Here is a 23,127-nt window from a genome sequence, read left to right as displayed (position 1 = left end):
GACATACGCCATGATCAAAGCACTCAACAAGCTAACAGGGATAGGTATGCCCGAAACTCAGTATATCGTTTAAAATGCAAACGATTTTGCTAGTGTTCGCTCTCAAGTTGAATTCCGCAACAAAGCCCCATTCAGTGTTAATAATTTCAATTGCTTAGCTTGAATTCCAGATTCTTTGACCAAATTTATCTAATACTCAGGATGTGAGTAGCCTATTAAAAAAGAAGGAGCTGTCAGTGATCACCTGTTACGTTAGATACGTTATTGACCCTAAGAAAATCTCTGAATTTGAGCACTATTCCCGTATGTGGATTCCACTCGTTGAACAATTTGGTGGTGTGCATCATGGGTATTTTTTACCATCGGAAGGAGCTAATAACATTGCAATGGCGTTGTTTTCATTTCCATCCTTATCTAAATATGAAAAATACCGTCATGAATCCGCATTAGACGAAAACTGTAAAGCTGCATTCAAGTATGCAGAAGAAACAGATTGCGTAGTGAGTTACGAGCGTAGTTTTTTCCGTCCAATTCTTACTGAGTGATTGTTGTGTCAGCAGCGATAAGTTCTGACATCACTTTGCCAATCATCGAGTCAGCCAGCTCTGAGCTGACTCATTTGTGCCCCAAAACCATTTAGATCTTATGCCCATTACACCTTCTGAAAATTGTACATGCCCCAGTTTTTATAATGAGTCAGAAATAGAAGGACATTGAATGTGAAAGGCTGCTAGCTAGACACATATAGTCATCACGCTATCGAGTCGCGACGGTATTGTCCTGGTGTTACGCCAAATCTTTTCTTGAAAATCTTGCATAGATAGCTGATGTCCCGAACGCCCACTTCATCTCCAAGTTGGGCAAGGTCATGATTAGAATGCTTCAATCGCCAGTAAACATGTTGTAAACGTAACTCTTGCCAATAATGACGCGCTGAGATGCTGAGCTTTTGCTGAAATAAGCGGTCTAATTGTCGTCGACTAATCCCGATGAGCGCAGCAACCTGTTCTACGCTTATTCTCTGTTCTAAGTTTTCTTGCATCAAAGAAATCGCTCTGTCCATATGACGATTCCCGTATAGTCTTTGCTCTGACGACTTCAGGCGGTGTTGCATACTGCGATTTTCATCAACCAGCATATCCGCTAGCCCTTTTTCTGCCTTCGTTTGCCCGACATGCTTTTGCAAAATTGCCACCGCAAGGTCGATAGTGGCACTTCCGCCAGTGCAACTGATTAGCTTTTTATCAAAATGATAAAGCTGTTCATCTCTTACGATCACTTTAGGGTAGGTTGCTTTGAACTCACTATGATGCCGCCAATGAACCACAGTTTGATGACGGTTAAGTAGCCCTAACTCAGCTAAAGTAAAGCAAGCGTTATCAATGCTGACGATTGGTATTCCATTGGCAACGACATTTCGAACAAAAGAGCGGTAATAAGCGGCTTGCTGCTGAGATTCAGATGCAGTGCGGCTACCAAAGAAAACCACATAGTCAAAATCCGCAGGTTTAACGTCACTAAAATCGATATCTACTCTAATGGGGATCCCACTACTAGAAATGACTAATCCTTTGTTGTGCGACAAAACTTTCCATGAGCAATATCGTTGTTGACTGTGATCCGCTTCATCTGCCGAGAATCGGAGCTTATCTAAGAAGCCACCAAACGGAAGCATGTTGAAGTTATTTAGAGGTATCAATAAAAATCGGACACCATTATTTTCATTCATTTGTATTGAACCTTTGTCTAAATATTCATGTTTTACGTCCAGAATATACCATAGATAAATTGAGAACTGAGAGATACTAATCTCCCTTGAGTTCTCAATTTACTGGTTGGTTATGACGTTTGAAATTTGGTGTGTCTTTGCTTTGTCTGCACTGGGTCTTGCTTGTGTTCCCGGTCCTAACTCGCTTTTAGCTCTTAGCCACGGTGCACGATATGGCTATAAGAAGACAATTTGGACAATATGCGGTGGCGTGAGTGGCTTTTTCATCTTGATTACGGTAGCTATGCTGGGGTTAGGTACCATCCTAGAAGCAAAACCTGAGTTGATGATTGGTCTTCAATGGTTGGGGGCTTTATATCTTGCATGGCTGGGTTTCAAACTGTTCTTCGCGTCTGCAATTAGTATTGAGCAAACAACAACTGTAGTGTCTGTTTTGCCTAAAGAACTATTTAAGCAAGGTTATTTCGCTGCTTTGTCTAACCCGAAAGTCTTACTATTTTTCACTGCTTTTTTAGCTCAGTTTATTAACCCCGACGAGGGGTTTATCCCCCAATTTCTGGTGATAACATTCAGCTTTCTTTGTATTGAATTCGCCGTAGAGTATATCGTGGCCAGATTGGCTGATAAGGTTAAAACAGTGCTTTTAGCCAATGGGCGAATTTTCAATCAATGTTGTGGTACAGTTTTTTTGCTGTTAGCTGCGGTAGCTGTTGTAAAAAGCCTAGTCTAACTGAATAACTAAGCTGTTCTTTGGGACCTTAATATTGGGGGGAATGCGCTTACTTAAATCGTAACACCTTTGCCTGCTTCTCTTTCTGTCTGACTATACTTCCCACTAACAGGTATATTAGGCAATGACCATATCGGGCTGTGGCAGCAGTACTTTGCCCAAATTCATATTATCCGAAGTTGATGACTTCGAGCATTAGCTCTAACACATTTATGTCCATAAATGAGTTAAAGTCTTTCAGTGACGCTGTATGAGATTGGGGTTTTAACTCTTGTCGCTCTAACTAAAAAACCTAGATATGTGGTGTAAACTCACCACGATGAAGTTTGCGAATGGTTTAAATTTGAAGTTTTTTGACGCAATATTATGCCAACTTATACTGCAATTTTTAGTATAACTCGTTGAATATTGATTTTGGTTATGCAGACTTTCGCTGCAAATATCACATTGAAGATCCTGCAGTGTTTAAATACATTGCAGGCTCTTTTCGTTTAGACAGATTACTTATGAAGTTAATGGTGGTCCGGCGTATTGCTATGACAGGTCAAGCAACGCTCAATGTTAGTTGTCTATTGGTATTTTTATTTTATGGAACTAACTGGTAATGAACATGCGTATTAATAGTGGGCTTGCCAGAGATGCTGATAAGGGCTGTAAATGCAGCCCTTTTTTTGGCTCTCACCATTTTAAATACAATCAATACCTTAAAGTAAATCGCGTACCCGGTAGTAAGACATGGCTAATACGAGTGCTGGAGTGCGGAGTAAACGCCCGCCGGGGAATGACATATGAGGCACTTTATCAAAAATAGCAAAGCGTTCAGAGGTCGCAGCAACGCACTCGGCCATTAGCGTGCCCGCCATACCTGTTACGGCGATACCATGGCCAGAGAAACCTTGAGCAAAATAGACATTGGGTTTAAGTCGGCCAAAGTGTGGCGCACGATTCATGGTGATAGCCACATTGCCGCCCCACGCATAATCAATTTTAGCGTTAGACAATTGAGGAAATATGCTGACCATCCGGTTACGCATCGCCTTCTCTAAGTTCAACGGCGCAACGCCAGAATAACTGACTCGCCCGCCAAATAGCATCCGGTTGTCGCCGGAGCAGCGGAAATAGTCGAGTACAAAATTGATGTCACTCGCTGCGATATGGTTTTTCATCAGTTTATTTGTTAACGCTTCATCGAGAGGCTCTGTGGCACAGATGTAGGTGCCAACGGGCATGACTTTGTTTTCCAGTGAACTTTCTAGCCCTTCCATATAAGCATTACAGGCAAGAATAACGTGATTCGCTTTCACTTCACCATGCTTGGTAAATAGAGTAGCAGGGTCACCGTGCTCAATTTTTATTACCGCACTTTCTTCAAAGAATTGAGCTCCGGCGGCTTGGGCGGCAGTGGTTAAACCGAGCGTGTAGTTTAATGGGTGTAGGTGACCACTATTGTGGTCAAACATGCCGGAAGTATATTTGTCGCTGTCAATATGCTCTCTAACCTGTTCTTTATCCCATAGCTCTAGCGAGTCGTAGTTATATCGCTCAGTCAGGTTGGCGTACCATTCTTTAAGTTCTTTGTCATGACGTGACTTCATGCCCAAGTGAACCATGCCATCCCGCCAATCACAATCAATGTTGTACTTTTTGATATTGTTTTTGGTCAGAGCGAGCGCCTCGATGGACAGCTCCCAAAGTTTCTTTGCGTCAGACTCACCGACCAGCTTTTCAAGTGTATGTTGCTCTGAAGCCCAGCCAAAAATAGCCTGACCGCCGCTTCGTCCCGATGCCCCCCAACCGACACGATTGGCTTCCAAAACAATAACGCTGTAGCCCTTATTGGCGAGTTCAAGTGCTGCTGTTGCTCCGGTTATGCCAGAGCCCACAACACACACATCGGCAACATGGCTCCCTTTTAATCTAGGAAAGCGTAAATCCATGTTTTTTGATGCAGCATAGTAAGAGAGGGTATGCTTTGTACTCATCTTGACATCCTTTTCTTCTAATCTTGATTCAATACTTATCGGTACCATTGGTATTCAAGTGGTGAAACTTGAGCCGAAAACCTTTCCTGCTCGTGCTTTTTGTTGGCGAGGTAAACTTTGCAAAGTTCTTCTCCAAAGCTGTTTTGCATAAATTCACTTGCTGAGAAGGTTTGCAGAGCGCTGTCCCAAGAGCTTTGCAGAGTAGGCAGGTCGAGCTGAGTTGCGTCTCCGTCTATTGGCGCTGGCGGTACCAGATTGTTTTCAATGCCATCTAGGATGGATGCCAATAAAACAGATACAGTGAGATAAGGGTTAACATCCGCACCTGACAAACGGTGTTCGATTCGTTTGTCTTCTTCGCCGCTGGCGGGCACACGCACGGCAACCGTTCGGTTATCCCAACCCCATGAAGCATGCATTGGTACGAACATATTCGGTTGTAAGCGTCGATAGGAGTTTGCATTGGGAGCAAAAATCGCCATGCATTCATCCATGTGTTCTAAGACACCAGCAATGGCATTGAGCAGTAAATCGTCATTATACCCAAGCACGTTAATCCCATCTGCGTCCTGCAAGCTGATATGAACGTGGCAACCGCTGCCTGCATATTCTGTATAAGGTTTGGCCATGAAGTTGGCATGAAACCCATGTTTCTTTGCTATCGCACGAACGACACGTTTTAGCAGCATGGCATGGTCACAGGCGAGCAAAACATCGGTGGAATGTTTTAGGTTTACTTCAAATTGCCCCGGTGCATATTCGGCTGTGATGTTTTCTGCCGGAATGCCCTGCTCTTGACATGCACTTACGATTTCATCCAAAAAGGTTTTAAATTCATCGAGTTCATCTAGTGAATAGACTTGCGTTTGTGTCATTCGCTCGCCGCTAACTGGCATCAGAGGGGGTTGGGGGCAGCCAGTATCATCGGGTTCAGGATCCTGCAAATAAAACTCTAACTCAACCGCGACACACGGATGAAAGCCTTTGCTTTTCAGTTTTTTTACTTGTTGATCGAGGACGTGTCTGGGGTCAGCAAAGAAAGGTTGGTTCGTCTCGGGCTCGTACATCGTCACGATGGCTTGGGCGCTATTCTCTTGCCACGGTACGACCTGCAAAGAATTTGGCACAATACGGCAAATACGGTCACCATCACCTTTTTCAAAGCCTAATCCGGTCTCTTCGACGGTTTCGCCACAGATATCCAGTGCAAAAACAGACGCTGGCAAACAGATACCTTGTTCCAGTACTTTGCTTAGTTGGGTGGTGTTGATCCGCTTTCCCCTAACCACGCCGTTCATATCGAACAGAATCAAATCAATCGTCGTGATGTTTGGATTCTGTTCGATAAAATGAGCAATTTCTTGCTGCTCTTGCTTGGTTTTTAGGTGGTCAATGTTAATTGGTTGATCGGCAAGACTAGTCATATCCGCTGTGCCTCCTTGGCGTTAAACGTAATAATCCCTTGTTCTATATGGGCTCAGGAATGCCCCGCAGACAGCTTTACTTGCCTATTAAACATACACACGTTGTTTAGGGAATTGCAACACATTTGTAACTTTAACCTCACCGATGATGTATCTTGATATAAAATATTTAACAGATTGGTTGACTTTTGGGCGAGTTAGGCACAATGCTAAATAGGGCTTATTGATACATCCATGATTTTTGATGTGGGTTAGCAACGGGCGATTTTGTACTCAACCCGATTGGTTCGGTAGTTGGGATTAGGAAAAAATACGAGTGTTATTTTGTTGTTCGCCGTTTGTAAGCGGACGCAAAGCTGTAAACATAAAGCTGTATTTCATGGACCGAAATTATTGCAAAGAAGGATTTATGGAAACATTCAAGAAATGGATTGAAGAAAACCGTATTACTGAAGTGGAGTGTCTTATCCCTGACATTACTGGTAACGCAAGAGGCAAAATTATGCCCGCCAAAAAATTTCTTCGAGAAGGAGGGATGCATCTTCCCGAAGTGATTTTTTTCCAGACTGTAAACGGTGACTGGCCAGACGATGAGAGCATGATTGATCTCACTGAGAAAGACATGAATCTTGAGCCAGATCCAAATACGGTTAGGGTAGTTCCATGGACAAAAGATCCAACAGGTCAGGTAATTCATGACTGTTTCACAGTGGATGGTGAACCAGTAGAAGTTTCCCCAAGAGCGGTATTACGTCGCGTTTTATCGTTCTACGAAAGAGAGGGTTGGAACCCGATTGTGGCACCTGAGCTAGAGTTTTTCTTGGTTAAGAAAAATCTGGACTGGGACTATCCGCTTGAGCCGCCGATTGGTCGAAATGGTAGGCCAGAAACGGCCAGACAATCCTTCAGTATCGATGCCGTGAATGAATTCGATCCTATTTTTGAAGATATGTATGACTTCTGTGAGGCGCAAGGCCTGGACGTCGATACATTGGTTCATGAATCTGGTGCCGCTCAGATGGAATTGAACTTCGATCACGGTGAACCGTTAGATTTGGCAGATCAGGTGTTTGTCTTTAAACGTACGGTAAGAGAAGCAGCATTGCGCCACGATGTTTATGCCACGTTTATGGCGAAACCAATGGAGCATGAACCAGGTAGTGCGATGCATATTCATCAAAGCTTGGTGGATGTGAACGGCAAGAACTTATTCGCCAATGATGATGGTTCTAACAGCGAACTGTTCCTAAATTATATTGCTGGTATGCAAAAATATACCCCGGCTGCGATTGCCTTTTTCGCACCAAACGTCAACTCCTACCGTCGATTAGTCTTCGGCGAGTCAGCGCCTACCAATGTGGCTTGGGGAGAAGACAACCGCACGGTAGGACTTCGAGTACCTGTGTCCGATAAGAATGCCCGTCGTATTGAAAACCGTTACGCGGGGGCGGATGCGAACCCTTACTTAGCGATGGCATTGTCACTGGCCTGTGGCTACTTGGGTATGAAAGAAAAACTTACCCCAACACCACAGAGTACAGGTGACATGACGACGGAACCTTACTCGCTTCCTCATACGTTGGAAGATGCTTTATTGCTGTTAGAAAACAGTGATGAGCTGAGAGAAATTCTCGGTGACCGATTTGTTTCTGCTTACGTTGCAATTAAGCGAAAAGAGTACAAAACGTTCTTCCAAGTCATCAGCTCTTGGGAGCGTGAGTTCTTACTCTTAAACGTATAAGTCAAACTTAATTACCAAGTGGAAGCGACTTTCTCCTAGTACAAGCTTTACCGCGGAACCATTTATCTTGGCGGATAAAGGGAGAGTAGTGCTAACACGTTATTAATAAACCATGGAATGAAACTATGTCTAAATGGATTGAGCAAGATAGTGCACATTGCTTGCACCCTTTTACTAACTTCAAGGCGTTAAATGACAAAGGCTCTCGTATTATTAAGCGCGCGGAAGGGGTTTATATCTATGACGAGGATGATAACAAGATCCTCGACGGTATGGCGGGCTTATGGTGTGTGAATATGGGCTACAGCTGTCAGCCTCTTATTGATGCCGCGACGAAGCAAATGCAAGAATTGCCGTACTACAATTTGTTTTTCCAAACCGCTCATCCCCCAGCGGTAGAGCTTTCTACTTTATTGGCTGAGGTAACGCCAGAAGGCATGAACCATGTGTTCTATACAGGGTCAGGTTCTGAATGTAATGACACGGTGGTGAGAATGGTTCGTCACTACTGGAGTAGCCTTGGTAAACCGCAAAAGCAAACCATCATCAGCCGTAAAAATGCTTACCATGGCAGCACCATGGCGGGGGCGAGTCTCGGTGGCATGTCTGCGATGCATGCTCAAGGTGGCCTTCCTTTACCTAACATCGTGCATATCGATCAACCTTATTATTTTGGTGAAGGAAATGGCGTCGATGAAACCGAATTTGGTTTAGAGCGCGCAAGGCAACTTGAAGAGAAGATTTTAGAACTGGGTGAAGAAAATGTCGCCGCGTTTATTGCAGAACCTATTCAAGGCGCTGGTGGCGTGATTATTCCACCAGCGAGCTACTGGCCTGAAATCCAACGTATTTGTGACAAATATGAAATTCTACTGATCGTTGATGAAGTCATTTGTGGCTTTGGCCGCACTGGGGAATGGTTCGCAAGTCAGACCTTCAATATAAAGCCTGATCTGATGTGTATGGCGAAAGGGATCACGTCAGGATACCTGCCTCTAGGTGGTGTGATGGTTCGTGATCATGTTGCCAAAGTACTCACCGATGCAGATACAGAGTTCGCACACGGATTTACTTACTCTGGTCATCCTGCTTCTTGTGCGGTTGCTATCGCCAATATTAAAGAGATGCAACGTCTCAGCGTTGTTAATCAAGTACGAGAAGAGACCGGCCCATATTTTGCCAAACGCTGGGCAGAGCTCGCTGATCATCCAATGGTTGGTGAAGCGCGTAGTGTTGGCCTGGTAGGCGCAATTGAACTCGTTAAGGATAAAGAAACCAAACAACGTTTCGATAAAGAGTTAGATGTGGGTACTCGTTGCCGCGACCATTGCTTTAACAGTGGCGTCGTATTGAGAGCCGTCGGAGACTCAATGATCTGTTCACCACCACTGATCATCACTAAATCAGAAATAGACGAATTAGTTGCACTTGCAAAACTGGCTTTAGATAACACGCTCGCCGACGTTCAGCAGTAGCCGACGAGAACAATACCAAAACTCACCTAGGAATGGAGATCCAAATGGAGAAATTAAAGGTTTATTGTGGGGTAGCGTTAGGGATGGCTATTGGGTTAGCCCCTTTAACATCAATAGCTGCGGAAGACAAAGTACTCAATATCTATAACTGGTCTGACTATATCGCTGAAGACACGATCGCCAAGTTTGAACAGGAAACGGGCATTAAGGTTGTCTACGATGTTTTTGATTCCAATGAAGTGTTGGAAGCTAAAGTCCTGTCAGGCAATACTGGTTTCGACATCATTGTACCAAGTAATGACTTTTTGGGCAGACAGGTACAAGCTGGGGCTTTTCAAAAACTGGATAAAGAAAAGCTAAGCAACTATAAAAACCTAGACCCAAAACTCATGGGTATTTTGTCAGAGACTGTCGATCCTGAGAATGCCTATTCGGTGCCTTACCTTTGGGGCACGACAGGCATTGGCTACAACGTTGAAAAGGTCAAAGCGGCACTTGGAGAAGATGCACCGGTCAACAGCTGGGATTTAGTGTTTAAACCAGAGAACATGGAAAAGCTGGCGAAATGTGGTGTGGGCTTTTTGAATGCGCCATCAGAAATCATGGCGACATCATTAAACTACATAGGCAAAGATCCTAATAGTACTGACCCGAATGATTACAAAAAGGATGCACTTGAGTTACTCAAAACTGTCCGCCCATATGTCACTTACTTTCACTCTTCGCAATACATTAATGATCTAGCCAATGGTGATATTTGTGTTGCCATCGGTTGGTCTGGGGATGTACTGCAAGCAGCAGATCGAGCGGCTGAAGCGGATAATGGTGTAGAGATTGCTTACTCAATTCCGAAAGAGGGCGCCTTAGCTTGGTTTGATCTAATGGCGATTCCTAAAGACGCTAAGCACCCTGAAAATGCCCACCTTTTCATTAACTTCTTGCTAAGACCTGAAGTAATCGCAGAAATCAGTAACTACGTTTGGTACGCGAATCCAAACCCACCTTCGCGTGAGTTTATCGATACTGAAATTCTAGAGGATCAGGGTATCTATCCTAGTGAGGAAACACAGGAGAAGCTCTACAGCGCGAAAATGTTACCTCATAAAACCGCTCGTGCGATGACTCGTGCGTGGACAGATTTTGTTAAAAACTAGATAGAGACAAAGAGGTGACCCTAGGGTCGCCTCTTTTATGGAGAGTGCCATGACAGTGATGTCAATTTGTAATGAACTTCCTCATATGCATGTGGATTCTAACCCGCCAAAACCCTTATTAGAAATCAAAGGACTCACCAAAAGCTTTGACGGTCACGTCGCCGTTGATGGTTTGGATTTGACGATCAATCAAGGTGAACTGTTCGCCCTGCTTGGCGCATCGGGTTGTGGAAAATCAACGTTGCTGAGAATGCTTGCCGGCTTCGAGCAACCTTCAGCTGGGCAGATTATTTTAGATGGAGAAGATCTTGCCGAGATACCTCCGTATCGTCGCCCGGTCAATATGATGTTCCAATCCTATGCGCTGTTTCCCCATATGACCGTTGCAGACAATATCGCATTTGGTTTAAAGCAGGACGGCATGTCTCGCCAAGAAATCAATGAAACCGTCAAACAGATGCTAGAGCTAGTCCATATGTCTGACTATGCCAAACGCAAACCTCATCAACTTTCTGGTGGTCAGAAACAGCGTGTTGCACTGGCTCGAAGTTTAGCGAAAAAGCCAAAACTGCTGCTTCTGGATGAACCGATGGGCGCTTTAGATAAAAACTTAAGAGAAAAAATGCAACTCGAAGTAGTGGATATCTTAGAACGCGTGGGTGTGACTTGTGTGATGGTCACGCACGATCAAGAAGAAGCCATGACGATGGCCAGTCGAATGGCGATTATGAATAAAGGTCAGTTTGTGCAAATTGGCTCTCCAGAATCGATCTATGAGCATCCAAATTCGAAATTCTCTGCCAAGTTTGTCGGCACAGTAAATATCTTTGAAGGGATATTGGAAAATAATCAAAACGACAGTTGCACCGTGCGCAGTCAGGAGCTTGAACACCCGATTTGTATTAATGAAGGTATTTCTGGTGTGACGGGGGTTCCTGTAATGGTTGCGGTTAGGCCAGAGAAAATGGCGTTGAGCACACATAGCAATCATTCGGCCAACAGCTGCACAGGGATTGTTGAAGATATTGCCTATATGGGCAATCAATCTATCTACCACGTGCGTTTAGCGTCTGGAAAATTAGTCACGGCAACCTTACAAAATACCACTCGCTTGAGAAAAGACATGCCGACGTGGGAGCAGAAGGTCACGCTAAGTTGGGAAATGGAAAGCTGCGTGGTACTTAAAATATGATAAAAACAGCCAAACTCAATATCTGGCGTGTTATACCCACGCCCAAGTGCTTACTACTTGCTGTCCCTTATGGATGGTTACTACTGTTCTTCTTACTCCCATTTTTGATCGTATTTAAGATCAGCTTCGCCGAGGCTCAAGTCTCAATTCCTCCCTATTCAGAACTGCTCAGTTATGCAGAGCAGCAGTTGCAGCTACTGCTGAATATCGGTAACTACGAATACTTGCTGGAAGATGACTTATATGTGTCTTCTTATTTAGAGTCGATACGTATTGCACTCATTTCAACGTTACTGTGTTTAGTGGTCGGTTTTCCAATTGCGTGGGCCATTGTGCATTCAACACCCTCAACGCGTAACGTTCTGCTGATGCTTATCATTCTTCCTTCATGGACCAGTTTCTTGATTCGAGTCTATGCCTGGATAGGTATCCTCAAAAACAATGGATTACTCAATAACGCGTTATTAACCATTGGGGCGATTGACGAGCCATTAAAGATATTACACACCGATGTCGCGGTGTATATCGGCATTGTGTATACCTATCTACCTTTCATGGTTTTACCTTTGTATACCGCTCTGATGCGAGTCGATTATTCGCTGATAGAAGCCGCCAGTGACTTAGGCGCGAAACCAATCACCACACTGTTTAGTGTTTTAGTTCCGTTAACCCGTGCAGGCATCATTGCCGGTTCTATGCTGGTGTTTATTCCTGCGGTAGGGGAGTTTGTTATTCCTGAACTGCTCGGCGGGCCGGATTCGATCCTGATCGGAAAAGTGTTATGGCAAGAGTTTTTCAATAACCGAGATTGGCCTGTGGCTTCAGCTGTTGCCACCACGATGCTACTTATCTTAATGGTGCCAATTCTGTGGTTCCATCGTTACCAAAAGCGTGAATTGGAGGTGCAGGGATGAACGATATTCCAGTTTACAACAATAAATGGAAGTGGTTGATATTGGGCTTAGGTTTCGCCTTTCTCTACTTGCCGATTTTAATTCTGATTATTTATTCTTTTAATGAAAACCGCTTAGTGACGGTTTGGTCTGGGTTTTCTTTCAAGTGGTATTCCGAGTTATTTGAAGACGATTTATTAATGGGTGGGGTAAAGCTGAGCTTGTTAATTGGTTTTCTCTCTGCAAGTGCCGCAGTGGTGCTGGGTACTATTGCGGCGTTTGTCCTAAATCGATTCGGCAAATTTAGAGGTGAAACCGGCTTCGCATTTATGATCACGGCGCCTTTGGTTATGCCAGAGGTGATCACCGGTCTGTCGTTACTGCTACTCTTTATTGCGATGGGGCAAGTATTTGATTTGTTTAACCAACGTGGAATGATGACGATTTGGATAGCACATGTTACGTTTTGCACTGCGTACGTTACGGTCGTAGTGAGCTCCAGATTACAAGAGGTCGATCGCTCAATTGAAGAGGCGGCAATGGATTTGGGGGCTCCGCCTTGGAAGGTATTTCTTCAAATTACCTTACCAACGATTGCTCCAGCTATTGTTGCAGGTTGGTTGCTGGCGTTTACGTTATCACTCGATGATTTGGTGATTGCAAGTTTTGTATCTGGTCCGAGTGCTACAACGCTACCAATGGTGGTATTCTCCAGCGTTAGGCTAGGCGTTAGTCCTAAAATTAATGCCCTTGCGACGTTGATCATTTTAGCGGTCTCCTGCGCCACCTTTATTGCATGGTGGGTGCTTGCTAAAGCGGAGAAACGGCGATTACAAGAGGTGAAAATGAGCCATCAGTAGAGGCATTCTCTGACAACTTAGGAGAGATACATGGATAGAGACATGGATGTAGGCAAGCAGCTTAAAACGATCCGAACCATGCGTGGTTTATCACAAAGAGAGCTTGCGAAAAGGAGTGGCGTGACGAATTCCATGATCTCTCAAATTGAACAGAACTTGGTTAACCCTTCCGTTGGGTCACTGAAAAAGATACTGGAAGCTATTCCCATCTCTATGGGCGAGTTTTTCACCTTAGACGTTGAATCAAAGGACGACATCTTTTTTAGTCCGGAACAGATGACGGATTTGGGGGATGGCAAAATTAGCCTGATGTTAGTGGGTGCGAAACGAGAAGGTCGCAAACTTGCCATACTGCATGAGGTCTACCCGCCAGGTGCTGATACCGGCACTGATTTCATGCAACACGACGGTGAAGAAGGCGGCGTGGTGATTCGAGGAGAAATTGAGATCACGGTAGGCAGTCGAACTCAGGTACTGAAAGCCGGAGATTCTTACTATTTTGAGACGCGTAAGCCACACCGTTTTCGCAATAAAGGAAAAGTCGAGTGCGAGTTGATAAGTGCCTCGACGCCGCCAACGTTCTAGGTTGTGTAGATGTGCTTAAATCTGCATCTTGAATCTATTTAAGTATATAGAATGGCCTCTGTTACGAGGCCATTCTTAATCACGTTGCAGTTGGTTGTGAGACAAAAGGACTAATCAAGTTCGATCCAGGTAGATTTGACCTCAGTGTATTTATCTAAGGCATGTAAAGACTTATCCCTGCCGTTTCCACTCTGCTTGTACCCGCCAAACGGCATTGTCATATCTCCGCCATCCCAGTTGTTCACAAACACGGTACCGGCTCTTAGAGCACGAGAGCATTTTACCGCAGTTGAAATATCGGAAGTCCAAACACCAGCAGCAAGGCCATATTCACTGTCGTTGGCAAGCTCAATTGCTTCATCAATCGTGTCGAATGTTGTCACGCAAAGCACAGGGCCAAATATCTCTTCTCTGAATATACGCATGTCAGGTGTCACGTCTGTGAAGACAGCTGGCTGGATAAAGTAGCCGCCAGTATGCTCAAGAGCGGGTTGGCCGCCAAATCGAAGTGTTGCACCTTCTTGTTTGCCTACCTCAATATAATCAAGTACGCGTTCATACTGAGCTTTATCGACAATGGCACCAACACGAGAGCTTTCGTTGAGAGGATCGCCTGGTTGCCATTTGTCCATGTTCTTTATCAGCAAGTTGATGAATTGATCTTTGATGGATGAGTGAACCAAGAGACGAGAGCCTGCGGTACAAACCTCCCCTTGGTTGTAGCAAATAGCGCTTGCAGCAGTGGCGGCGGCTTTCTCAATATTTTTCACATCATAATGGACAATATGAGGACTCTTGCCACCGCATTCCATAAACGCACGCTTAAGGTTGGATTCACCAGCAAAGGTCAATAATTTCTTTCCTATAGCCGTAGAGCCAGTAAAAGTAATACAGTCGACGGCGTGGTGAAGTGCTAATGCTTGCCCTGCTTCGTGACCAAACCCGGGAAGAACTTGAAGCACACCATCAGGAATCCCGGCTTGAGAAGCCAATTCAGCCAGTAATATAGCGGTAAGAGGTGACTTTTCCGATGGTTTGATGATGACCGAGTTACCAGTGGCTAGTGCCGGACCAATTTTCCAAGCCGCCATCACGGTAGGGAAATTCCAAGGAACAATTGCGGCGACGACACCCAAAGGCTCTCTTGTCACGAGTGCGAGCGCTTCTTCGGTCACGGGAGCGACTTCATCGTAAATTTTATCTATCGCTTCAGCGTTCCATTGTATGCAGCGAGCAGTGGCTGGCGCATCATATCCCATGGCATCAGAAATGGGTTTCCCCATATCTAAAGACTCCAGAATAGCGAACTGTTCTTGGTGTTGTTCGATAAGCTTAGCGTAGTTGAGTAAGACAGTTTTGCGCTGCGCAGGTGGTAAGCCAGACCAGACCCGAGAATGAAAGGCATCACGTGCGGCTTTGACAGCAATATCGACATCTTCCTCACGGCAACGTGCTACGTGAGCGAGAGATTTGCCTGTTGCTGGGTTAATTATCTCAAAGGTATCTTTGCTGACGGCGTTGGTTAACTTTCCATTAATGTAGGCTTGTGTGTTAAACCTCAACTCAGTGGCTTTATCTTGCCAGTTTGTAGTATCCATTCTGTGTCTCTATTCCTTTTTGTTTAAATAGTCCTAGTGAATTGCTAAACCAGCTTAGTGGTAAAATAGGCAAAGTAGGTTTAACGCTGTTCTCTCCATTACGTTAACGTTTAAAAATGTGTATTTGATGAGCGCTGCTTGATAGCAGGGTGCGAACCGTTTAATTAATAAACTAAACAAAACGTAGATAGTGTATGTAGAGAAATCAATAAAATGTTTAGTATTTAATGATTTTTAGATATAAAAACTGCGTATCTAGTCTATCTTGTTAAATATTGGGGTACGTTTATTGAGTGGCGGTCTTGGATTAGATAGCGTGCGATTTGATACTAGAATGAAAAGTATCGCCGCTTGATGATCGAAAGGCGTAAAATCAAGTGAAATGTAAATTCAAGGATGATAGGTGAACAATGAAAATTGGGATAATAACCTGCGGATATGTAGATCCACCTTTGTCTGATGGTCATGGCCAATATGCAGATATGATTGAAAACGCCTTTGCTAGTGTGAATGACGCGATGACGTTTCAAAACTTTGACGCGATAAAAGGTGAGTTACCAAGTTTTGATGAGTGCCACGGTTTTATTATTACTGGGAGCGTACACAACGCTTATGATGATTTGCCATGGATTCTCGATTTAGCCAGTTGGATCCGTTGCTGTGAAGCGAGAAGAAAACCATTAGTCGGGATTTGTTTTGGGCATCAGTTAATTGCCAGAGCACTTGGTGGCGTGGTCGAAAAATCTCGCAAAGGTTGGGGCTTGGGCAGTTACGAGGTAAAAGTGGTAGCGCTTAAAAAATGGATGAACCTTGCCATTGACAGTGCACGTATGCTGGTGAGCCACCAAGATCAAGTGGTGGTTGTACCCAAAGATATGAGAGTTATCGCCGGCAATGACTTTTGCCCTAATTTCATGCTAGTGAAAGACAATCATATTTTAACCGTACAAGGTCATCCTGAGTTCAGTTCCGAGTTTACGGAAGAGTTGGTAAGGAAGCGTCAACATTTGCTTCCTCAGCATCAGTACGAGGATGCCTTTGTGCAGTTGAAGAAGCCTAACGATTCCGCTCTTTTTTTGCATTGGATGGATGCTTTTTTCACTCGTGATCAGCAAAGGATATGCTCTGAGGGAATGCAAAAAGTCGGGTAATAAAAAATGCTTCACCATTGTGACCGCGACATTCTATTTCAGCATTGTTAATGATTCGAATGTCGTCGGTTACACATGACAAAAAAGACCTTCCATACAGAAACCGCTTAAACTCGCTATCTATCTTCTAAGAGCAAAAGTCTTCTAAGAGTAAAATTGGCGAGTAAGTCTTTTTGCTACGTAACCGGAAACGCGAAAGTCCCAGTCCTAGACGTCACCGTAAGCGATTTTTTACTTCTTACTTCAAGCTCTCTTTAGCTATGCACGTCTTTACTCTATAATCCCCCCGTTTTATACGGTACTTAACCATTTTCTCCCGGGATATTTTCATGATTTCAAAAAACCAATTAAAACTGCTTCGTGCTTTGGGTCAAAAGAAGCAACGTAAAGCGCATGGCTTATTTCTGGTTCAGGGTGAAAAGAACGTATTGGAGTTAGCGACGAGTTCGTTAACGGTTAAACAGATATTTGCGACGGCGGAGTTTCTTGAACAGCACCGTCAAGAGCTTGGGCATTTTGACTGCATAGAAGCATCATTAGATGATTTGACCAAAGCAAGCACCTTGGTAAGCAACAACGCGGCAATTGCGGTCGTGGAAATCCCAAGTACAAAAGTACCTGAGGCGAAAGGCTTGATGATTGCGTTGGATGGTGTGTCTGATCCGGGTAACTTAGGTACCATCATTCGCGTAGCGGATTGGTACGGTATTAAGCACATTGTCGCGAGTTCGGACTGCGCGGATCCTTACAATCCTAAAACCATTAGTGCGACGATGGGCAGCTTTGGCCGAGTTCAGGTTAGCCTTGTCGACCTGCCAAGCTACTTAGAACAAGCGAACTTGCCAGTCTACGGTGCGTTTCTGGAAGGGGAGAGCGTGCATAAAACGGATTTCTCTGCCGAAGGCATTTTGTTGATGGGCAGTGAATCACACGGTGTGCGTGAAGAAGCGTCGACGTTCGTGACTGATAAGATCACCATTCCAGCGTTTGGTGGTGCCGAATCGCTGAACGTAGCCATGGCGACTGGCATCATTTTGGACAATATGCGTCGTCAACATAGCTGATTGATTAAGCGAAATAGAGAGACAAAAAAAGCGTAATAACTTCGGTTATTACGCTTTTTTCGTTTTCAATGCGGTTATTTTTCCAACATATCTAGCTTGTTTGGCACGCCGTTCCACTTCTCGGCTTCTTCCATTGCTGGTTTTACCTCTGTTTGTACTGGCCAAATCTCAGCAAGCTCTGCATTTAATGCGGTATAGATTTGTTGATCTTCTGGGACTTCATCTTCCTGAAAAATTGCATGAGCGTCACACTCGTCAACACACAAGCCGCAGTCGATACACTCTATTGGGTTGATTACCATGAAGTTTGGCCCTTCGTGAAAGGCATCAGCCGGGCACACTGCGACACAGTCAGTGTATTTACATTGGATACAGTTATCGGTTACGACAAACGCCATGATAATCAGCTCTTATGTTAGTCAAAATCAAAGAAAGGGGATAATACTCGTCCCGAGGTAAAATTCAACATTCCATAGGTTAAATAGGTCCTCTCACTTTGATTTAGTATGACAGACAATTCAATTTCTCGTAAAATGCGCGCCATTGTGAGCTTGCCGTGCATTTTGCATGGTTTTGGCTAAGACACCAACTACCCGAGACATCGATATGATTCGTATTAATGAAATTAGACTTCCTCTTGATCATGAGGAAGGCGCGCTATTAGACGCGATCACTAAAAAGCTTGGCATTCCTGCTGAGAAAGTTATCTCTTTTAACGTCTTTAGACGCGGCTACGATGCTCGTAAGAAAACGAATATTCAGCTTATCTACACGCTAGATATCATTGTTGAAGGTGATGAAGCGGCGCTGCTAGAGAAGTTTAAGAAAGACCCACATGTTCGCCAAACTCCAGATATGGAGTACAAGTTTGTCGCGAAAGCGCCTGAAAACTTGAAAGAGCGCCCTGTGGTTATCGGCTTTGGTCCTTGTGGTCTGTTTGCTGGTCTGGTTTTGGCTCAAATGGGTTTTAACCCAATCATTGTTGAGCGTGGTAAAGAAGTTCGTGAGCGTACTAAAGATACGTTTGGTTTTTGGCGTAAGCGTGCTCTAAACACTGAATCAAACGTGCAGTTTGGTGAGGGCGGCGCAGGTACGTTCTCAGACGGTAAACTTTACAGTCAGGTAAAAGATCCAAACTTCTATGGTCGTAAAGTGATCACTGAATTTGTCGATGCGGGTGCACCTGAAGAAATTCTGTACGTAAGTAAGCCACACATCGGTACCTTTAAGCTGGTTACGATGATCGAGAAAATGCGCGCGAAAATCATCGAACTGGGTGGTGAGATTCGCTTTAGCACACGTGTTGATGATCTTCATTTGGAAGAGGGTCAGATTACGGGCGTCACTTTGTCTAATGGTGAAGAGATTAAGTCTCGCCACATTGTGCTGGCTGTTGGACATAGTGCTCGTGACACATTTGAAATGTTGCATGATCGTGGCGTCTACATGGAAGCAAAACCATTCTCGGTCGGTTTCCGTATTGAACACAAGCAATCAATGATTGATGAAGCGCGTTTTGGCCCAAGTGCTGGTCACCCTATTCTTGGTGCTGCGGATTACAAACTGGTGCACCACTGTAAGAACGGGCGCACGGTATACAGTTTCTGTATGTGTCCGGGCGGTACTGTAGTTGCGGCTACGTCAGAAGAAGGCCGCGTAGTAACCAACGGTATGAGCCAATACTCTCGGTCAGAGCGTAACGCAAACAGTGCGATTGTCGTGGGCATCTCGCCAGAGGTGGATTACCCAGGTGATCCACTTGCCGGTATCCGTTTGCAGCGTGAGCTAGAATCTGGCGCTTATAAGCTAGGTGGCGAGACATACGATGCGCCAGCTCAAAAGATAGGTGATTTCCTTAAAGGTCGCGATCCAAGTGAACTCGGTGATGTTGAACCATCGTTCACGCCAGGGATCAAGCTGACTGACTTATCAAAAGCGTTGCCGCCGTTCGCGGTAGAAGCGATTCGAGAAGCCATTCCTGCCTTCGATCGTAAGATCAAAGGGTTTGCTTCCGACGATGGTTTACTAACGGGTGTGGAAACGCGTACCTCTTCACCAGTGTGCATTAAACGTGGTAAAGACTTCCAAAGTATCAACTTGAAGGGCTTCTACCCAGCGGGTGAAGGCGCTGGATACGCGGGAGGTATCTTATCTGCTGGTATCGACGGTATCAAAGTTGCGGAAGCCGTGGCACGCGATATTGTTGCAGCGATGGAAAGCGCTTAATTTAACCAACTTTATAAAACACTAAAGCCAGTCAGTTCTTGATTGGCTTTTTTTATGCGATTTTCTGCACTATTTGCCTCGTTTTGCTTGCTCTACAAATTTCATCAAAGCAGCGTATTTATGCTCATTCCGCTTAGTTAATGGTATGGAAAATAATGGCTAAGGGGAGGGGGAATAACATAAATATACCACTGAGTTTTTATTGGTTTAGTCGTTCTATTAATTCGGATAAAGATCAATAGACTAGCCCTATGAGCAAAATTGACACTTTCCATTTAGTAAAATCAAAAAATTAGACGACACTTATCTTAAGGCCGCAAGAATATGGTTCTAAGGAGATAAGAATGCGTTCATTAAAAGTAAAAGATTACATGACGTTGCAAGCAGTGACTTTCACCAAAGACATGTCACTTACGGCTGCTTTGAACAAGGTGTTAAAAAGTGTCACTCTTGGTGGTCCCGTTATTGATGAGAATAAAAAGGTGGTGGGATTCTTATCAGAACAGGATTTGTTGGATAAGTTGGTTAAAGCCAGCTACCACTGCCAGGATACGCATACGGTTCAAGAATGTATGCATCAGGACGTGCTGTCTGTTTCGCCAGAAATGTCGATCATTGAGTTGGCGGATATGATGAAAGTCGGTAAGCCGAAGGTTTATCCAGTCGTTGATGATAAAGGCAAGCTGGTTGGCATTATTACCAGAAGCGATGTTTTGAGAGCGTTAGGTATGACACTAAACGAGTGCTTCATGCATCCGGTATAGTCATCTTATTGTAGTAATCCAGAAAGGCGCACTGGCGTCTTTTTGTTTTTAATTTGGAATGCTTTTAGTCTTTGGGTATAAAAGACTTTTAGTAGATTCAACTTGACCTTGGAGCTTACTCCAAGGCTTATCCTTATTGTTAGATGAAGAGTTTTTCACCAGTAAGGAACCAACTTATGTGTACAAAACATCAAGGTTGCCAATCAGGCAAAAATAAACCGGCGGTGCAGCTAGGGGCGAGTGACTCCTGCTGTGAGCCAACCACACCATCAGCTAATATTACGCAAGCTAGTGTTGATGCAACTGATAGCTCCTGCTGCAGTGGTGGCGGTTGTAGTTCAGATTCACCTGAAGAAGAAGCCCCCGAGAAACTATCCAATACTTCTATCCGCAATAGTTGGCTGGTTTCTGACATGGACTGTCCGTCCTGTGCCTTAAAGCTTGAAAAAGCCATTACCAGTTTAGATGGTGTCAGCAAAGCAAAAGTGTTGTTTTCTACCGAGAAACTGATCGTGGATTTTGATAACCACTCTCTCACATCTCTTATTGAACAAACCGCACGTCAGACAGGCTTTCCGCTTGCGTCGCTAGATAACCCAAACAAGAAAAATCAAATCAAAGGCTGGCGCGGGGTCATTTCAGATAATTTGCAAATTTTGTCTATCTCTGGAGCAATGTTGGTCGCTGCTGTTGTTGCCAATGTGAGTCCTCAAGTTAGCTCATGGATATTTACTCTCACCTGCCTGCTCGGACTATTTCCAATTGCTCGCAAAGCGGTGAAATTAGCAAAAGGAGGAACGCCATTTGCTATTGAAACCCTAATGAGCGTTGCAGCCTTAGGCGCGTTATATTTAGGTGAAACCGCAGAAGCAGCGATGGTGCTATTGCTTTTCCTTATTGGTGAAAAGTTAGAAGCATACGCATCATCGCGTGCTCGAAGTGGTATTCAGGCACTGATGGATTTGGTTCCTGAAAACACGATTTTGATTGAAGAGGGTGTGCGCAAAGAAGTTCCAGCTTCCCAACTTCAGCCTGGTGACGTGATTGAAGTGGCACCTGGAGGTCGATTACCGGCTGACGGTGTACTGATGAATTCGCTGGCCAGTTTCGATGAAAGCGCGTTGACCGGGGAGTCCGTACCGGTTGAATACGAAGATGGCGGCAAAATCATGGCGGGTGCTGTGGTTGTCGATAAGGTAGTGCAGGTACAAGTCACTTCTCGACAAGGTGATAATGCGATCGACCGAATATTACATTTGATTGAAGAAGCCGAATCACGAAAAGCTCCGTTGGAGCGTTTCTTGGATAAGTTCAGCCGATGGTATACGCCGTTAATGATGCTAGTGTCGTTGGTTGTCGTTGTTGCTCCGCCACTGTTGTTTGCACAGCCTTGGGATACATGGATTTACCGTGGATTAGCGCTACTGCTGATTGCTTGCCCTTGTGCATTGGTTATCTCGACACCTGCAGCCATTACCTCGGGTTTAGCGGCGGCGGCTCGTCGTGGTGCATTAATCAAAGGCGGTGCTGCATTAGAATTGCTTGGCAAAGTAGAGTCGGTGGCTTTTGATAAAACCGGAACCCTGACCGAGGGTAAGCCTAAAGTTACCGATGTGTTGGCATATGGAGTGACCAAAGAACAGTTAATGAGCCTTACCGCGTCGATTGAAGTGGGGTCAAGTCATCCATTAGCAGTATCGTTGGTTAACAAGGTTAAGGAATTGGGTATCACAATACCAGAAGCAAGCGAAAAGACAGCACAAGTTGGCTCTGGCATAACAGGGATGGTAGAAGGTAAATTAATTCAGGCCATTGCCCCTTCAAAAGCGGAATTCCAGCTTTCCCAAGAGATACAAGAGCAGTTAGTTGATTTGGAAGCGTCGGGGAAAACGGTAGTTATCGTGCGCTTTGAGCGAGAAATAGTGGGTTTGATTGCTTGGCAGGATACGTTACGTGAGGATGCGCAACTTACCGTCTCTGCCCTTAAAGGGTTAGGCATCAGCTCTGTAATGTTAACTGGTGATAACCCTCGCAGCGCGGAAGCGATTGCAAACCAAATAGGGTTAGATTACCAAGCCAGTTTGTTGCCTGTCGATAAAGTGCATTATGTTGAAATGCTTTCTAAGCAGCATACCGTTGCGATGTTGGGAGATGGGATCAACGATGCGCCAGCGATGAAGGCATCCAGTATTGGTATTGCCATGGGAGGCGGGACGGATGTGGCTCTTGAAACGGCAGATGCGGCCCTGACTCATAATCGCCTGTCCGAACTGCCAGCTATGATCGAATTGTCACGTGCAACAATGAATAATATTCGCCAGAATGTTGCGTTAGCACTTGGTCTTAAAGGTATTTTTCTCGTGACCAGCCTGTTTGGTATTACCGGACTTTGGATGGCAGTATTGGCAGATAGTGGGGCGACGGCACTGGTGACACTGAATGCCTTGAGGTTGCTACGTTTTAAGTCGAAGCTCATGTAGTATTGAAACAAAGTTGCACTATATTTAACCCGAGACATAACAGTGTCTCGGGTTTTTTATTTTCATGCACTCGATATTG

19 protein-coding genes are annotated in these 23,127 nt (G+C 44.7%); 14 read left to right on the top strand and 5 right to left on the bottom strand.

Translation table 11 applies throughout. The annotated features are described in order from the left end of the window. The first annotated feature begins 236 nt into the window (after positions 1-236). Positions 237-545, top strand: coding sequence for an NIPSNAP family protein (locus L3V31_RS09285; RefSeq protein ID WP_237315787.1), 309 nt, complete (start codon positions 237-239; stop codon positions 543-545). A gap of 206 nt (positions 546-751) precedes the next feature. On the opposite strand, the gene L3V31_RS09280 is transcribed toward L3V31_RS09285, so the two are convergent. Then, positions 752-1,729 (bottom strand): helix-turn-helix domain-containing protein, encoded by a 978-nt coding sequence (locus tag L3V31_RS09280; protein WP_237315786.1) that lies wholly within the window; start codon positions 1,727-1,729, stop codon positions 752-754. A 112-nt stretch (positions 1,730-1,841) separates the two neighbouring features. On the opposite strand from L3V31_RS09280, the gene L3V31_RS09275 reads away from it, so the two are divergent. Next, complete coding sequence (locus L3V31_RS09275; protein ID WP_118121022.1) at positions 1,842-2,459, top strand: LysE family translocator; 618 nt, start codon at positions 1,842-1,844, stop codon at positions 2,457-2,459. 704 nt (positions 2,460-3,163) lie between these two features. Here the strand turns inward: L3V31_RS09275 and L3V31_RS09270 are convergent. After that, on the bottom strand, positions 3,164-4,441 hold the full coding sequence (locus L3V31_RS09270; RefSeq protein WP_237315785.1) for an FAD-binding oxidoreductase: 1,278 nt from the start codon (positions 4,439-4,441) through the stop codon (positions 3,164-3,166). 35 nt (positions 4,442-4,476) lie between these two features. Then, the gene (locus L3V31_RS09265; protein ID WP_237315784.1) at positions 4,477-5,865 is read right to left on the bottom strand and encodes a glutamine synthetase family protein; all 1,389 of its coding nucleotides are present in this window, start codon (positions 5,863-5,865) and stop codon (positions 4,477-4,479) included. A 409-nt stretch (positions 5,866-6,274) separates the two neighbouring features. On the opposite strand from L3V31_RS09265, the gene L3V31_RS09260 reads away from it, so the two are divergent. The 7 genes from L3V31_RS09260 (at position 6,275) to L3V31_RS09230 (ending at position 13,765) form a co-directional block, all read left to right on the top strand. Next, positions 6,275-7,606, top strand: a complete 1,332-nt coding sequence (locus L3V31_RS09260) for a glutamine synthetase family protein (RefSeq protein WP_237315783.1) — start codon at positions 6,275-6,277, stop codon at positions 7,604-7,606. A gap of 125 nt (positions 7,607-7,731) precedes the next feature. Beyond that, positions 7,732-9,081 (top strand): aspartate aminotransferase family protein, encoded by a 1,350-nt coding sequence (locus tag L3V31_RS09255; protein WP_237315782.1) that lies wholly within the window; start codon positions 7,732-7,734, stop codon positions 9,079-9,081. 44 nt (positions 9,082-9,125) lie between these two features. Continuing rightward, positions 9,126-10,235 carry an extracellular solute-binding protein gene (locus L3V31_RS09250; protein WP_275949723.1) on the top strand — a complete coding sequence of 370 codons (1,110 nt, stop codon included), beginning with the start codon at positions 9,126-9,128 and terminating at the stop codon, positions 10,233-10,235. Between the two features lie 49 nt (positions 10,236-10,284). Beyond that, on the top strand, positions 10,285-11,427 hold the full coding sequence (gene potG / locus L3V31_RS09245) for a putrescine ABC transporter ATP-binding subunit PotG (protein ID WP_237315781.1): 1,143 nt from the start codon (positions 10,285-10,287) through the stop codon (positions 11,425-11,427). Then, entirely contained in the window at positions 11,424-12,341 is a 918-nt protein-coding gene (gene potH / locus L3V31_RS09240; protein ID WP_237315780.1) for a putrescine ABC transporter permease PotH, read from the top strand. Before potG ends, potH begins: the two co-directional genes overlap by 4 nt. Continuing rightward, positions 12,338-13,180, top strand: coding sequence for an ABC transporter permease subunit (locus tag L3V31_RS09235; protein WP_237315779.1), 843 nt, complete (start codon positions 12,338-12,340; stop codon positions 13,178-13,180). The genes potH and L3V31_RS09235 overlap by 4 nt, the downstream gene beginning before the upstream one ends. Before the next feature lie 42 nt (positions 13,181-13,222). Beyond that, positions 13,223-13,765, top strand: coding sequence for a cupin domain-containing protein (locus L3V31_RS09230; RefSeq protein WP_346014848.1), 543 nt, complete (start codon positions 13,223-13,225; stop codon positions 13,763-13,765). A 110-nt stretch (positions 13,766-13,875) separates the two neighbouring features. On the opposite strand, the gene L3V31_RS09225 is transcribed toward L3V31_RS09230, so the two are convergent. Further along, positions 13,876-15,363, bottom strand: a complete 1,488-nt coding sequence (locus tag L3V31_RS09225; RefSeq protein WP_237315777.1) for an aldehyde dehydrogenase — start codon at positions 15,361-15,363, stop codon at positions 13,876-13,878. Between the two features lie 410 nt (positions 15,364-15,773). On the opposite strand from L3V31_RS09225, the gene L3V31_RS09220 reads away from it, so the two are divergent. Beyond that, positions 15,774-16,514: a type 1 glutamine amidotransferase gene (locus L3V31_RS09220; protein WP_237315776.1), complete on the top strand. Its 741-nt coding sequence runs from the start codon at positions 15,774-15,776 to the stop codon at positions 16,512-16,514. Between the two features lie 329 nt (positions 16,515-16,843). After that, complete coding sequence (locus L3V31_RS09215; RefSeq protein WP_237315775.1) at positions 16,844-17,578, top strand: RNA methyltransferase; 735 nt, start codon at positions 16,844-16,846, stop codon at positions 17,576-17,578. 74 nt (positions 17,579-17,652) lie between these two features. Here L3V31_RS09215 and fdxA read toward each other — a convergent pair whose 3' ends face one another. Next, complete coding sequence (gene fdxA, locus L3V31_RS09210) at positions 17,653-17,976, bottom strand: ferredoxin FdxA (protein ID WP_065299365.1); 324 nt, start codon at positions 17,974-17,976, stop codon at positions 17,653-17,655. Positions 17,977-18,184: 208 nt separating this feature from the next. On the opposite strand from fdxA, the gene L3V31_RS09205 reads away from it, so the two are divergent. From L3V31_RS09205 to L3V31_RS09195, 3 genes are all read left to right on the top strand, one after another. Beyond that, the gene (locus tag L3V31_RS09205) at positions 18,185-19,804 is read left to right on the top strand and encodes an NAD(P)/FAD-dependent oxidoreductase (RefSeq protein ID WP_237315774.1); all 1,620 of its coding nucleotides are present in this window, start codon (positions 18,185-18,187) and stop codon (positions 19,802-19,804) included. A gap of 344 nt (positions 19,805-20,148) precedes the next feature. Then, positions 20,149-20,568 carry a CBS domain-containing protein gene (locus tag L3V31_RS09200; RefSeq protein WP_237315773.1) on the top strand — a complete coding sequence of 140 codons (420 nt, stop codon included), beginning with the start codon at positions 20,149-20,151 and terminating at the stop codon, positions 20,566-20,568. Between the two features lie 176 nt (positions 20,569-20,744). Next, positions 20,745-23,048, top strand: a complete 2,304-nt coding sequence (locus tag L3V31_RS09195; RefSeq protein WP_237315772.1) for a zinc/cadmium/mercury/lead-transporting ATPase — start codon at positions 20,745-20,747, stop codon at positions 23,046-23,048. Positions 23,049-23,127 lie beyond the last annotated feature (79 nt).

It is taken from the genome of Vibrio sp. J1-1 (assembly GCF_021728395.1).
GTDB lineage: Bacteria > Pseudomonadota > Gammaproteobacteria > Enterobacterales > Vibrionaceae > Vibrio.
This window is presented reverse-complemented; position numbering and strand designations above follow the sequence as displayed.

What these genes read in the sequence shown, in the direction of transcription:
- L3V31_RS09235 (WP_237315779.1), top strand. Translation starts at nt 12,338, where the DNA reads ATGAACGATATTCCAGTTTACAACAATAAATGGAAGTGGTTGATATTG.
- L3V31_RS09230 (WP_346014848.1), top strand. Translation starts at nt 13,223, where the DNA reads ATGGATGTAGGCAAGCAGCTTAAAACGATCCGAACCATGCGTGGTTTA.
- L3V31_RS09205 (WP_237315774.1), top strand. Translation starts at nt 18,185, where the DNA reads ATGATTCGTATTAATGAAATTAGACTTCCTCTTGATCATGAGGAAGGC.
- L3V31_RS09225 (WP_237315777.1), bottom strand. Translation starts at nt 15,363, where the DNA reads ATGGATACTACAAACTGGCAAGATAAAGCCACTGAGTTGAGGTTTAAC.
- L3V31_RS09250 (WP_275949723.1), top strand. Translation starts at nt 9,126, where the DNA reads ATGGAGAAATTAAAGGTTTATTGTGGGGTAGCGTTAGGGATGGCTATT.
- L3V31_RS09215 (WP_237315775.1), top strand. Translation starts at nt 16,844, where the DNA reads ATGATTTCAAAAAACCAATTAAAACTGCTTCGTGCTTTGGGTCAAAAG.
- potH (WP_237315780.1), top strand. Translation starts at nt 11,424, where the DNA reads ATGATAAAAACAGCCAAACTCAATATCTGGCGTGTTATACCCACGCCC.
- L3V31_RS09220 (WP_237315776.1), top strand. Translation starts at nt 15,774, where the DNA reads ATGAAAATTGGGATAATAACCTGCGGATATGTAGATCCACCTTTGTCT.
- L3V31_RS09255 (WP_237315782.1), top strand. Translation starts at nt 7,732, where the DNA reads ATGTCTAAATGGATTGAGCAAGATAGTGCACATTGCTTGCACCCTTTT.
- L3V31_RS09280 (WP_237315786.1), bottom strand. Translation starts at nt 1,729, where the DNA reads ATGAATGAAAATAATGGTGTCCGATTTTTATTGATACCTCTAAATAAC.
- fdxA (WP_065299365.1), bottom strand. Translation starts at nt 17,976, where the DNA reads ATGGCGTTTGTCGTAACCGATAACTGTATCCAATGTAAATACACTGAC.
- potG (WP_237315781.1), top strand. Translation starts at nt 10,285, where the DNA reads ATGACAGTGATGTCAATTTGTAATGAACTTCCTCATATGCATGTGGAT.
- L3V31_RS09200 (WP_237315773.1), top strand. Translation starts at nt 20,149, where the DNA reads ATGCGTTCATTAAAAGTAAAAGATTACATGACGTTGCAAGCAGTGACT.
- L3V31_RS09275 (WP_118121022.1), top strand. Translation starts at nt 1,842, where the DNA reads ATGACGTTTGAAATTTGGTGTGTCTTTGCTTTGTCTGCACTGGGTCTT.
- L3V31_RS09195 (WP_237315772.1), top strand. Translation starts at nt 20,745, where the DNA reads ATGTGTACAAAACATCAAGGTTGCCAATCAGGCAAAAATAAACCGGCG.
- L3V31_RS09270 (WP_237315785.1), bottom strand. Translation starts at nt 4,441, where the DNA reads ATGAGTACAAAGCATACCCTCTCTTACTATGCTGCATCAAAAAACATG.
- L3V31_RS09260 (WP_237315783.1), top strand. Translation starts at nt 6,275, where the DNA reads ATGGAAACATTCAAGAAATGGATTGAAGAAAACCGTATTACTGAAGTG.
- L3V31_RS09265 (WP_237315784.1), bottom strand. Translation starts at nt 5,865, where the DNA reads ATGACTAGTCTTGCCGATCAACCAATTAACATTGACCACCTAAAAACC.